10 protein-coding genes are annotated in these 12,641 nt (G+C 72.0%); 4 read left to right on the top strand and 6 right to left on the bottom strand.

The window, feature by feature from the left end; all coding sequences use genetic code 11:
- The 4 genes from VED21_RS37585 to VED21_RS37570 form a co-directional block, all read right to left on the bottom strand.
- On the bottom strand, positions 1-443 hold a 443-nt coding region (locus tag VED21_RS37585; RefSeq protein ID WP_324891426.1), incomplete at its 3' end, for a CbiQ family ECF transporter T component.
- Positions 443-1,117 carry an ABC transporter ATP-binding protein gene (locus VED21_RS37580; RefSeq protein ID WP_324891424.1) on the bottom strand — a complete coding sequence of 225 codons (675 nt, stop codon included), beginning with the start codon at positions 1,115-1,117 and terminating at the stop codon, positions 443-445. The genes VED21_RS37580 and VED21_RS37585, both read right to left, overlap by 1 nt.
- 83 nt (positions 1,118-1,200) lie before the next feature.
- A complete protein-coding gene (locus VED21_RS37575; protein ID WP_324891422.1) occupies positions 1,201-1,680 on the bottom strand; it encodes a CYTH domain-containing protein in 480 nt (159 codons plus the stop codon).
- A 155-nt stretch (positions 1,681-1,835) separates the two neighbouring features.
- Positions 1,836-1,961: a hypothetical protein gene (locus VED21_RS37570; RefSeq protein WP_324891420.1), complete on the bottom strand. Its 126-nt coding sequence runs from the start codon at positions 1,959-1,961 to the stop codon at positions 1,836-1,838.
- Positions 1,962-2,162: 201 nt separating this feature from the next.
- Here VED21_RS37570 and VED21_RS37565 point away from each other — a divergent pair, with 201 nt between their 5' ends.
- A complete protein-coding gene (locus tag VED21_RS37565; RefSeq protein WP_324891418.1) occupies positions 2,163-2,552 on the top strand; it encodes a hypothetical protein in 390 nt (129 codons plus the stop codon).
- Between the two features lie 28 nt (positions 2,553-2,580).
- Here the strand turns inward: VED21_RS37565 and VED21_RS37560 are convergent, their stop codons facing one another.
- The gene (locus tag VED21_RS37560; RefSeq protein WP_324891416.1) at positions 2,581-5,016 is read right to left on the bottom strand and encodes an HWE histidine kinase domain-containing protein; all 2,436 of its coding nucleotides are present in this window, start codon (positions 5,014-5,016) and stop codon (positions 2,581-2,583) included.
- Positions 5,017-5,269: 253 nt separating this feature from the next.
- Between VED21_RS37560 and VED21_RS37555 the strand changes: the two genes are divergently transcribed.
- The gene (locus tag VED21_RS37555; RefSeq protein ID WP_324891414.1) at positions 5,270-7,783 is read left to right on the top strand and encodes a SpoIIE family protein phosphatase; all 2,514 of its coding nucleotides are present in this window, start codon (positions 5,270-5,272) and stop codon (positions 7,781-7,783) included.
- 429 nt (positions 7,784-8,212) lie between these two features.
- Here the strand turns inward: VED21_RS37555 and VED21_RS37550 are convergent, their stop codons facing one another.
- On the bottom strand, positions 8,213-10,264 hold the full coding sequence (locus tag VED21_RS37550; RefSeq protein ID WP_324891412.1) for an alginate lyase family protein: 2,052 nt from the start codon (positions 10,262-10,264) through the stop codon (positions 8,213-8,215).
- Between the two features lie 318 nt (positions 10,265-10,582).
- Between VED21_RS37550 and VED21_RS37545 the strand changes: the two genes are divergently transcribed.
- Both VED21_RS37545 and VED21_RS37540 read left to right on the top strand, forming a co-directional pair.
- The gene (locus tag VED21_RS37545) at positions 10,583-11,752 is read left to right on the top strand and encodes a glycosyltransferase family 4 protein (RefSeq protein ID WP_324891410.1); all 1,170 of its coding nucleotides are present in this window, start codon (positions 10,583-10,585) and stop codon (positions 11,750-11,752) included.
- Positions 11,753-11,793: 41 nt separating this feature from the next.
- The coding region (locus tag VED21_RS37540) for a lipopolysaccharide biosynthesis protein (protein ID WP_324891408.1) at positions 11,794-12,641 on the top strand (848 nt) is incomplete at its 3' end.

Genomic DNA, 12,641 nt, shown 5'->3' with positions numbered 1-12,641 from the left:
ACCGGCACCAGCCGGATGGTCAGCGCCAGCATCAGGCTGACCTTGCCGGCGTTGACGCCCAGCGGGCGCAGCCACGCCAGCGCGCGTTCCAACGTCTCCACCATGTCCGACACGCGCGTGGTCAGCGTCACCAGCGTGGCGAGCAGCACCAGCGCCAGGAACCGCCCGACCGTCACCAGCCCGGCCTCCAGGCTGTCGAACGCCGCCTGCATGGCGAAGAACACCGCCGCGATGAGCAGCAGCGGCCGCACCTGCTCCACCACCGTCCGCACCGGCAGCCGCGCCAGCGCGAACAGCAGCGCCGATCCGGCCACGGCACCGCCCAGCAGCCACGGGCCGCGCGACAGCAGCACCACCGCCGCGGCACCGAACAGCACAAGCAGCTTGGCCCCGGCCGGCAGGGCGTGAACGGGCGATTCGCGATGGACGTACAGGCCCAGCATCAGCCCATCCGCCGCACATAGGCGTCGATCACGGCGGCCGGCGCCCCGTCGGCCATCACCTTGCCCTCGTCCAGCGCGACCACCCGGTCGAAATCGGCGAGCAGGTCCAGGTCGTGCGTCACCACGATCGCCTGCTGCGGCAGGTCGCGGATGGCGGCGGCGATGCGCCGGCGGTTGCGCAGGTCGAGCAGCGTGGTCGGTTCGTCGAAGACCACCGTGGCCGGCTCCATCGCCAGCACGCCCGCGATGGCGAGCAACTGCTTCTCCCCGCCGCTCAGCACGTGCGCCGATTGCCGGCGTTGCGCGGCCAGCCCGAAGCGGTCCAGCGCCGCGTCGACGCGGCGGGCGACCTCCGCCTTGTCCAAGCGCAGGTTCTTCAGGCCGAAGGCGAGGTCCTCCTCCACCGTCGGGTAGACGATCTGCACGTCGGGATCCTGGAAGACGAAGCCGACGCGGCGGCGCACCGCCCTGGCGTCGCGGCGCGTGTCGATGCCGTCCACCAGCACCGTGCCCCGGCCGGGCAGCAGCAGGCCGTTCAGCAGGCGCGCGAAGGTGCTCTTGCCCGAGCCGTTGGCGCCGACGACGCCGATGCGCCGCTCGGCCAGCGTCAGTGTCACGTCGCGCAGCACCGGCCGTTCGCCGAAGCTGTGGCTGACCTCGCGCAGTTCGATCATGTCCGGTCCCCAGGGCCGAAGGCGGCCGCGCAGGCGTTTACCACCGCAGGACGGCAATCGTCGAGGGAATCGCGGCCGGGATATCAGGCCGCCCGGCGTTCCCAGTTCGCCACGGGATGGGCGGCCAGCGCCGAATTGCCGTAGCGGCGGTCGTCGGTCACCTCGCGGCCCACCCAGTCGGGCAGCGGGACGATCTGCTCGGGGCAGTCCAGCTCGATCTCGGCGATGACGAGGCCGGCGTTGGCGCCGTCGAACACGTCGATCACCCAGCCGTGCCCGGCGTGGTCGACGTGGTAGCGCGTCTTGAAAATGAGCGAGGACCGGCAGCGCGTGCTCAGCACGTCGGCGGCGAGGTCGGGGGAGATCTCCCACTCCAGCTCGCTGCGCACGCAGCCCGACCGCTTGCCCTTCATGGTCAGGTAGCCCTTGGAGCCGGCGAGCCGGACCCGGAGGTGCCGTCCCGCAGCGGTCGGCAGGTAGCCCTGCACGATGCGCTGCCCTTCCCGGCAAAGGTGCTGGACGTCGCGGCTGACCAGAAAGCGCCGCTCGATCTCCAACGGCATTGCGGATCCCTCCACGCTGCGCCGCCGCAGGTTATAGCCGGTTCCGCGATGTGGTGCTACCACGCTGTTAGCATTTTGCAACAAGGGAGGGGCGGGCGAGCCATGCGCGTTTCGCATTTGAAACAGCTTTTGCGCGAACCCGCCCCACCTCGCCACTAAAGCCGGATATCGACCTGGAAGAGGCCGAGGTCGAGGTCCGCCCACCACGTGCGGCGCCAGTGCCGCAGCTTGCCGATCGCCTTGAACGCCACCTTCTCCCGCTGCCGCCTGCGCCGTTCCATGATTGCATTCCCCATGTTGGCCCGCTGCGATGGCGGTCGTATCGCCGGGGAATCATGACAGTTTCCATCACGCCCGCGGCCGCGGCGCAGGTTTCATGGAAGCGACATGAACCGTGGTCGAAACTGTCACGATCCCGCGTGCATACAGGTCCCACCGGCGGCAAGAGCCGGGCACAGGGACAACGGAACAGAGACCCGACCATGTCGACCAACACGTCGATCAAGCTCGTCGTGCACGACGACCGGCACGCCGGCGGACTCTTCCTCGACGGCTTCGCCGGAGCCGGCCACGTGGTGACCGAACTGCGGGGGCTGGAGGACGGTGCCTGCGCCTCCATCCTGCTGGAACGCTTCGCCGAGCGCTGCCTGCGCGCGGGCCGCCACTTCCGCCCGGCCGACCCGCTGGTCGACACCTGCCCGTCCGGAACCGACATCGTCGAGGTGCACCTGGACCCCAGCCTGCCGAGCACGCCCTTCGTGCGCCTGTTCGAGGTGGACGCGTTCGGCCGCCGCTGGCGCCGCCACCGCGGCACGCTGGGCGGCGTCGCCGGGCTGCTGGAAAACGGCCACGCGCGGCACGGTTCGGCGTAGTTCCGGCCGGCGTCCGGCGCCGTCCTTGTCAGGCGTCCGCGCCGGCGGTCACCGGCGGAACGCCCAGCGCGCGGGACAGCGCCGCCGCCAGCTCCTGCGGGCTGACCGGCTTGCGCAGCAGCGGCACCTCGGCCCAGCGCCCGCTCGGCAGGCCCAGGTCGCCGAAGCCGGTGCAGAACACGAACGGCACGTTGCGCGCCGCCAGAACCTCGGCCACCGGGAACACGACCTGCCCCTGCAGGTCCACGTCCAGGCACGCGCCGTCGATCGCCTCCTCGCGCACGATGCGCAGTGCTGCGTCGACGGTGGCCGCCGGTCCCACCACCGCGCAGCCGGCGCGCGTCAGCGCCTCGACCAGCGCCATGGCCACCACCGCGTTGTCCTCCACCACCAGCACGCGCCGCCCGTCCAGGCGCCGGCCGCCGTCGCGCGCCCCAGCCTGCGCAGTTCCCGGCGCGGCTCCCGGCGCGGGGGCGGGCTGCGTCTCCTTGAAATGCTCGGCCGGCAGCGTGATGGTGACGCGCAGCCCCTCGGCGCGCCAGTCGAAGGCCGCGCGCCCGCGCAGCTGCGCCTCAACGTTGCCGCGCACGAGGCGGGAGCCGAAGCCGCGGCGGGTCGGCGCCGCCACCGGCGGCCCGCCCGCCTCCTCCCACGTCAGGGTCAGGCTGCCGTCCGCCGCGACCGACCAGGAGACGCCGACGCGGCCCTCCGGCACCGAAAGCGCGCCGTGCTTGGCGGCGTTGGTCGCCAGTTCGTGCAGCACCATGCCGATCGCCTGCGCCGCCCCGGCGGACAGCACCAGCGCCGGCCCGCCACGCCTCACCCGCCCGGCCGATCGGTAGACGGCCAACTCCTCGTCCACCAGCGTGCCGAAGTCGGCCCCCTCCCAGCGGCTGCGGGCCAGCAGCGTGTGGGTGCGGGCCAACGCGCTGATGCGCCCGTCGATGGCGTCCAGGAAGCCTTCCTTGGTGTCGGCGTCGGTCAGGCGGACCACCGCCTGGACCACCGCCAGCGCGTTCTTGGCGCGGTGGTCGACCTCGCGCACCAGCAGCTCCTGCGCCTCTTCGGCGCGCCGCCGCTCGGTCACGTCGATCAGCAGCAGGAAGACGCCGGACGGCGCCTCCTCCCCCGGCCGGCGCTGCGGAATGGCGTCGACGACCAGCCAGCGCCGCTCATCCCGCGCCGCGTTGCGGCCGCCCATCATCACGCCTTCGACCACCTCGCCGGTGCGCAGCGCCGCCATGGCCGGAAACCGCGCCACCGGCAGCGGCTGCCCGGCGCCGTCGACGAACCCCCACCGCGGGTCGTCGATGCCGCGCCCGGCAAGGTCGGCGGCGGGCACGCCGAAGATCTCCCCCGCGGCGGCGTTGGCCGCCTGCACGATGCCCGCGGCGTTCAGCAGCACGACGCCCTGGGTCAGCGTCTCGAACAGGCTGCGGAAGCGCGTCTCGCTCTGCCGCAGGGCCGCCTCCGCCCGCTCCAGCGCGGCGAGGTGCTCCTCCTTCACGGTCAGCGTCGTCTCCGCCCGCTTGCGGCGGCCGATCTCGGCCGACAGGCGCCGCTCGCGCCGCACCGCCATCCGCACCGCCGTGGCCAGCACCGCCGACGTGCCCGCCGCGAGCAGCAGCAGCAGGCCGCTGCGCCACCACCAGTCGCTCAGCACCGCCGCGCGGTCCAGGCCCAGCGCGATGTACGCCGGATACGCGCCCAGCCGGGCGACGCCGTAGATGCGCTCCCGCCCGTCGGCGCCGGAGCGCTGCTGGTAGGTGGCGACGTCCTGCGTGCGGATGATGGAGAAGAACGGCGACGCCTCCGGGATGCGCGGCGGCAGCTCCTTCAGGCCGGGATAGCGGGCGAGGATCTCGCCGTCGGCACGGATGATGCCGATGCTGTGCGATCCGTCCGGAACGACGTCGCGCCAGAACTCCTCGAAATAGGACAGGCTGATGGTCACCAGCACGAGGCCGTCGAAGACGCCCGCCGGGCTGGTCCGGCGCCGGCTGATGTTGAAGTTCAGGTTGCCCTTCAGCCGGCCCTGGATCATGCGGCCGAGGTGCGTGACGTCGTGGTCCTTGAGGACCTGGTAATACTCCCGCTCGGTTACGACCGAACCGGGCATGGGGAAGAAGTCGGCGCTGTTGACGGTCTGCCCGTCGGGCCGGACCAGCCACAGCCCGTCGATGTGCGGCGACTGAACGGCGATGCCCTTGAGCAGCCGGTGCACCTCGCCGGACTCGGCGATGGCGTCCCAGCCCATGCCGGCGATGCGCGCGTCGATCCAGGCGATCGCGGTCTCCTGCGTCTCCAGCACCCGCAGCGCATGCTCGCGCAGGACCGTTACCGTGTGCCGCGCATCGGAATGCGCCCGGCTCAGGGCGGCCTCGTACGTCCACCAGATGATGGTGCCGGCGACGACGGCGGGAAGCACGAGGGATGAGGCGAGAAGGACGGACAGCGGACGCATGGCCGGGATCATATGCTACGGCCAAGGTTTCGCGTCGAACATTTTCGCGCCACCACCTTTCGGCCTATGTCGTCCGCCTGAGCGCCCCATCGCTATCGGGCAGGATAATATCGACAAATCACTGCGAATTGCCGCAATGTGCGATTGCCCGTTCCATTTTCGCGACCGGGCATTGCATTCACAGGAAACCGTTTGCACCGCTTGGCCGGCCGCTGTCATGGTCTGCCGGTGGTCCGTGGGAGGGAGGCGACCCTTGGTCAAAGTCCGTTTCGGCGTGGCGAACCGGCTGACGGCCGGGCTGATCGGGCTGACCCTGCTGACCGTGCTCGCCGCCGCCGTGGCGCTGTATGGAACGGCGCAGTTCCGGCAGGGGTTCGACCAGATCGCGCTGACCCGCTTCAGCCAGCTGATCGGCGTGGCGAAGCTGGCGCAGCAGAGCCAGATCATCGCCGCCACGGCGCCGCGCATCGTCGCCTCCACCGACCGTTTCGAACTCGACCGGCAGGTGCAGCACGCGCGCGACCTCTTCGTGCTGCTGGACGCCGCCTTCGCGGAAGTGGAGCGCACCACCGCCGACAAGGGCCAGCTGGCGGCCCTGGCCCGCTTCCGGCCGCAGATGGAGGAGAACCTCAGGCGCCTCGCCGATCTGGTCGCCGACCGGCTGGAGGCGGAACGGCGCCTGCTGGCCGACATCAACGACCTCGACCGGCTGGCGCGCGACGCCCGGCGCGCCCAGGACCGCACGGCCGAGGTGCTGACCGCCCGCATCGAGTTCCTGGTCGGCCAGACGGACGACGGCACGCTGGCCCAGTTGGCCTCCGCCATCGAAAGCCTGCGCCTGGGCACCAACGACGTCAGCGACGCGGTCGACACCATGCTGCGGGTGTCCGCCGTCACCACCCCCGCCCCGCTCGGCCGCATGGAGAGCGAGGCGCGCGCGCTCCTCCAGCGCGCCCGGTCCTCGGCGCGGGAGCTGGCGCCGGCCCTGGCCGACAACCTTCTCAACGTGATCGACGGCGTCGCCGCCCGCTCGGAAGGCGACGGCAGCATCTTCGCCGCGCGCCGCCGCCAGCTGGAACTGGCCAACCGCACGCAGGGGCTGCTGGCGCAGAACAATCTGGTGATCGGCCAGTTCGTCTCCACCGTGTCGCGCCAGTTCAGCGAGCTGCAGGGAGAGATCGCGGCGGAGCGCGGCGACTTCAGCGACTTCATCGGCACGGCGTTCAACGCGCTGCTGGCGATCATCGCGGTGGCCGTGCTGGCGGCGCTGCTGGTCTTCCTCTACGTGCGCTCGCGCGTGGTGCGCCGCCTGTCCGAGCTGCAGCAGTGCATGACCGCCAACGCCGAGGGGCGCGCGATGCCGGTGCCGGTCGGCGGCCCCGACGAGATCGCCGACGACGAGATCGCCGACATGGGCCGCGCCTTCCAGCACTTCGTCGACGAGGTCGCCCTGCGCGAGGCGGAACTGGCCCGCAAGTCGGCCCAGCTGGAAGCCGCCATGATGGCCATGCCCAACGCCATCATCATGACCGACCGCTACGCCGACGTCGTGCTGTACAACCAGCGCTACCGCGAGGTGTGGCGCAACACGCCGGAGGGCGAGCTGGCCGGCCGCCCCTTCCGCGACCTGCTGGAATCCGGCGCCCGCGCCGGCAATTTCGGCGACGCCGAGACCGCCGGCGCGGTCGGCGCCGTGCTCGCCGCCATGCGCGACGGGGCGGCGATGCACCACGAACAGCCGCTGCCCGACGGGCGCACGGTGCTGGTGCAGGGCAACGCCGAACGCGACGGCGGCTATGTCTTCACCTACACCGACATCACCGGGCAGAAGCGCACCCAGGCCGCTCTGCACGACGCCAAGGACGAGGCCGAGCGGGCGCTGGAACGCCTTGCCGCCGCGCACGCCGAACTGAACCGCGCCAACGCCTCGATCAACGAGGGCATCCGCTACGCCCGGCGTATCCAGCTGGCGCTGCTGCCCGGCCGCAACGCGCACGGCGGCCTTCTGGAGGACATCGCGGTCGCCTGGCAGCCGCTCGACGCGGTGGGCGGCGACTATTACTGGATCGGCGAGATCGACGGGCGCTGCATCGTCGCCGTCATGGACTGCACCGGGCACGGCGTGCCGGGCGCCTTCATGACCGCCATCGTCGCCTCGGCGCTCACCCGCATCCTCCAGGACCACGGCGACGACGACCCGGCGCGCATCCTGGCGCTGATGAACGCCCTGGTGCGCAAGGCCCTGCGCCAGGACGTCGGAGGGGACGCCGGGGGGGACGCCGGGGACGCCGACCGCGCCTCCAACGACGGGCTCGACGCCGCCATCTGCGTGATCGACCCGGCGGCGCGGCGCCTGTCCTTCGCTGGCGCCAACCTGCCGCTGCTCTACCACGCCGACGGCGAACTGCACGTGATCAAGGGCAACCGGCACAGCCTGGGCTACCGCGACTCCCGCCCGGACTTCGCGTTCCAGCGCCACGACCTGACGCTGCGGCCGGGGATGCGCTTCTACCTGTTCACCGACGGCATCGTCGATCAGGTCGGCGGCCCGTCGCGCCGGCTGTTCGGTCGCCGCCGCCTGCAGGACGCCCTGCGCGGCACCGCCGGGCTGCCGATGGACCGGCAGCTCGACCACCTGCTCGATACGCTGGCCGCCTACCGCGACGGCGAGGGCCTGCGCGACGACCTGACCTTCATCGGCTTCGTGCCGCGCGTCCGCGCCATGGCGGAGGAAGACCGGCCGCTGGAGGCCGAAGCGGCGGAGTGATACGAGCGGCGTTGGGCTTTCCCCGGTGCTCGGCTCGACTTTGGCGGCATCATAGCCGCACGCCCCCTTTGCGCCGACGGCACGCTCTGGCCTGTCGGGGATGCCCGACACCGGGCTGGCTTCACGCCCCTTGGCCTCGCGCACGGCCCAATAATTCCGCCAGATGATACCGCCAGCCGATACTCCGCTGATTCTCGTGAACACCCTGCCGCCATCCTGCCGCCCCTGCGGAGCAGGGGAGGGCAAGGATTGACAGCTCCCCCATTCCCCGCCATCCTGTCGGCAACACTGGCCACAGGTGCGAACGGGACGGAGGTCACCCTCCGTCCCGTTTTCGTTTCCCGAAAATGACGCCGGTGGCCGGATGCAACACATGCCCGAATCCGTTGCATCCGGTTGCATCGTGTTGCATCCGCCCCCGCCGGAGGGTCACTCCGGCTGCGCGGTGCCCGGCAGCACGGTAATGGTCACCCGGCTGGCGTCCTCCGGCCCCAGGTCGCCGCGCAGGACGAGGCGCGGCGCCGGCATGCGGGCGCCGAAGGCGGGGGAGCACCAGCCGCGGCGCGGACTGGCCACCCCGCGCTCCAGCGACGCCGCCAGCGGCGCGCCGCCGGCGATGACCGCCAGCACGCGCCCGGCGTCGGCGATGGTCCAGCCGTCGTCGCCGTGGGTCACGCTCAGGTCCGGGTGGATCAGGAAGCCGATCTCCACGGGCAGCGGCCGGGCGGCGCCCACCAGCCGGTCGGTGACGATCAGCCGGTTGCCGCGCCGCTCCAGCCGGCGGCGGTGGCGGGCACCGTGGCGCTGGCGGAAGCCGTCGTGCTCCGCCTCGACCGACCAGAGGTCCGGCCCCTCGACCGCGCCCAGCATGGCGGTCCGGGCCTTGGCCGACCAGTTGAAGGGGCCGGCGATGCGGCTGGAATCCTCGCCGGCGATGGACAGCGTGTTGTGCGCCGGCGTGCCCCGGAAGTGGGAGCGCCAGTCGCCGCCGGAATGGTAGAGGAACGTCCCGGCGTCGATCAGCACCGGCTGGCCGCCGACGTGCAGCCACAGCGCCAGCGCGTCGGCGTGCCCGTGCGCGGCGATGGACAGGTAGCCGAGCGGCCCATGGTCGAACGCCGCCAGGCAGTCCGTCCCGCCTTCCGTCCCGCCCTCGGCCCAGCGGAACACGGTGTAGCCGCCGTCCGCGAACCGCCGCACGCCCTGTGGTGCTGCGTCCGCGGCCGGCGGCGGGCTGAGGACCGCGTGGCGCAGGTGCGGCTCCACGCCCGGCGGCACGAGGTCGGCCCGGCCGCGCAGGCCGGCCAGCGCCGCCAGCACCGACGTGGTGTAGGACTCCGGCTCGACCTGGGAGATGAAGACGCGCCCCTCGTCGTCGTCGCCGATGCGCGGCTGGTTGCCGGCCGCGTCGGTGAACCAGCGCAGGCATTCGCCGGCCACCTCCAGCCGCGCCCAGAAGGCGTCGGGGAACGGCGCGCCGACACGGCCGGCGACGCTGCCGGCCAGCATCAGGAATTCCAGCGTGAAGGCGGTGTAGGTGGGCGACTGCTCGGCCCCCACGCCGTCGGCGTGGATCTGCCGGAAGGCCTCGTCGATCAGCGTGCGCCGCCCGTACGCGGCCCAGCGCCCGCCCTCGTCCAGGTCCGGCGCCAGCGTGCCGATCAGGTACAGCCCGGCGGCCTCCGCGATCAGGTGGTTGTTGGCCGAGGAATGCAGCGACGGGTAGCGCATCAGCCAGTGGCCGTGCGCCGCCAGCGCGGCGCGCACCTTGGCCCGCAGCGCGCCGGGGAAGGCGGCGGCCGGCAGCAGGGAGACGACGGTCATGATGCTGATGGCGCGCAGCGCCAGCTCGATGCCCGACGCCCAGTTGACGCCGCGGAAGGGCGGGTTGTGGTCGATCCAGCTCTCGATCTCCGCCGCGCAGGACTGGCTGATCTCGCCGTCGCCGGTGCAGGCGGCCAGCGCCGCCGCCGCTTGCAGGTGCTGGAGGCGATTGACCTCCCACACGTGCTTGACGTCGCCCAGCCCGTCGGTGTGACGGAAGGAGATGTCGAAGCAGTAGGGCTCGGCCGGCCAGGAGCGGCCGGTGGTCGGGTCCAGGTGCCAGCGGCCGTGCCGGTCGCAGCCCGGCCACTCGACGCCCAGCAGGCGGAACCGCCCCTCGGCCGCCCGCCGCGCCACGGCGCGCCAGCGCTCGATCAGCTCCGGGTGGGCGGCGGCCAGCGCCTGCACGCCCTCCGCCAGGCCGGGAATGGCCGGCAGCGCGCCGGGGGACGCGGACGCCGCGAAGTCCGGGCTCCGCCAGCGCGCGGTGGTGCGCATGGCCTGCTCGACCACGCGGTGCGCCACCTCCGCCGTGGACATGGAGGCGAGCCGCGCCCGGTACCACGCCAGCTTGCGCATCAGGGCGCCGGACCGTGCGGCCGGCGGCGCGCGCCGCTCTTCGGGAATGGAAAACGACGGTTCGGACTGGATCGTCACCGCGGACCCCGCTTGCCAAGGTTCGGACGGGTCGCGGCGCCTCCATCGGCGAAGCGCCGCGACGGGACCCTGGAAATAATGCAGGGCATCTCCGGCCGCATCCGGTCAGTCGGCGGGGTTGGTGATTCGGGGTTCGTCTTCCCGTGTTAGGCGGAATGGGCCGCGCACCCCCAATGCGCCGCAATGGATCGCGCAAGCACCCGAAGGCGTTAGTTCCCCCTTCCGCCGCATACGTCTGTGCATCGCCGGACGAGCCATTGCCGATCTTCGCCCGATGACGCCACTTTCCAGGGCGATTGTTGCAGCAAGGATGGCATTATGACGGCGGTGGCGTTCGTCGGCGACTTCCCCCTGACCATGAACAAGGTGCGGGGTGGCGTGGAAGCCTCGACGGCCGGTCTCGCGCAAGCGTTGACCGCAGCCAGCGACGGCACAAGCGTGGCCGTGTTCGCGGTCCCCAAGGCCGACATCGCGGGCGATTACGAGGCCAGCGTGAACGGCGTGACCGTGCATTACTTCCGCTCCCCCATGCGGCGGCAGGTGGCGGCGCTGCTCTGCCTGCCGCGCATGCTGCGCCGGTACCGGCGGGCCGACGTCCGCGTCGCGCACCTGCACGGCACCAACATCATCACCATCGCCATGATGGCGGCGCTGAAGGTGATGCGCGTCCCCACGGTGCTCAGCGTGCACGGCATCGTCGGCAAGGAATGCCGCGACCGCTTCCGCGCCAAGCCGTCGGTCGCCAACGCCATCAAGGTGGTGTTCTACGGCCTGGCCGAATGGTTCACGGTGGAGGCGGCGGACGCCGTCATCGGCAACACGCCCTACGTGGTCGACTACTTCAACCTGACCGGCAAGCCCAAGGCGCACGTCATCCCGCAGGGCATCTTCCTGCAGGACTGGCAGGTCGCGGAATCCTCGCGGCGGCCCTGGCTTTCCCGCCACGTGGTGTCGATCGGCACCTTCTCCCGCCGCAAGGGCCACCATCTGCTGATCGAGGCGTTCAGCCGCGTGCTGGCGCAGGGCGTGGACGCGCGCCTGACCATCATCGGCGCCACCACCGACCGCGGCTACCTGGAGGAGCTGCGCGAGCTGGTGCAGCGCCTGGGCGTGCAGGACCGGATCGATCTCCGCTCCGACCTCGGCCGGGAGGAGCTGCTGCGCACCGTGCGCGCCGCGCGCCTCTTCGCGCTGCATTCCGAGGAGGAGTCGCAGGGCATCGCGCTGTGCGAGGCGATGGCGTCGGGCCTGCCCGTGGTGGCGACCGACGTCGGCGGCATCCCCGACGTGGTGGAGCACGGCTCCTCCGGCCTGCTGTCGCCCTACGGCGACGTCGACACCTTCGCGGCGCACCTCACGCGGATGCTGGAGGACGACGCGCTGGTCCGCCGCATGTCCGACCGCGCCGTCCGCCGCGCCGCCGAGTTCACCTGGGAAAGCACGGCGCAGCGCACCCAGGCCGTCTACGAGCAGGTGCTGCGGCCCTGACAAGGGCGTCGCGGGTTCAGTTCCAGAGCAAGGATTTCGCAATGGCGTCCGGCAGCCTGCTGCGCAAGATGGTCAGCTACACGCCCGCCGTGGTCGTCCCGGCGGCGCTGCAGTTCCTGACCGTCATCGTCTTCACGCACCTGATCAGCCCGGAGGCGTTCGGGCGCTACGCGCTGGTCATGGTCACGGTGCAGCTGCTGGACATCGTCCTGTTCGGCTGGCTGCGTTCCGGCGAGATGCGCTTTTATGAGCCGCGGGCGGCGACCGGCGAGGCGCCGGCGCTGTTCGCCAACACGCAGGCGATGCTGCTGGGCCTGGGCCTGCTGGTGCTGGGCGCCGGCATCCCGGCGGCGCTGTGGCTGATCGCCGACCGGACGCTGGCGCTGGCCATGGTGTCCGGCCTCGTGCTGCTGGTGCTGCGCGCGGCCCTGCTGCAGCTGCTGAACCGCCACCGCGTGCGGGGCGAGGCGCTGCGCTACAGCCTGATCGAGATCGGCCGCGCATCGGTCTCGCTGGCCGCCGCCGTGGCGCTGGCCGTGCTGGTCGGGCTGGAGGAACAGGCGCTGCTGCTGGGTGCCGTGGCCGTCTTCGCGCTGATCCTGCTGGCCGACCTGCCATCGGCGGCCGTGCGCTTCTCCGGCCGCTGGTTCGACGGGGCGACGACGCGCGCCTGCCTGTCCTTCGGCCTGCCGGCGACGCTGGCGGTGGTGCTGGCCGACCTCGTGGCGCTGTCCGACCGCTACATCATCGGCCTGTTCTGGGGCGAGGAGGCGGTGGGCGTCTACTCCGTCGCCGGCAACCTGTCGCGCCAGAGCATCGCGCTGCTGTTCTCGGTCACCCTGGTCGCCGCCTATCCCATGCTGATGCGCGCGTTCGAGCGGGAAGGGGT

It is taken from the genome of Azospirillum sp. (assembly GCF_035627195.1).
Taxonomy (GTDB): Bacteria; Pseudomonadota; Alphaproteobacteria; order Azospirillales; family Azospirillaceae; genus Azospirillum.
The sequence above is the reverse complement of the archived record's forward strand: the minus strand, read 5'-3'. Positions and strand labels throughout refer to the sequence as shown.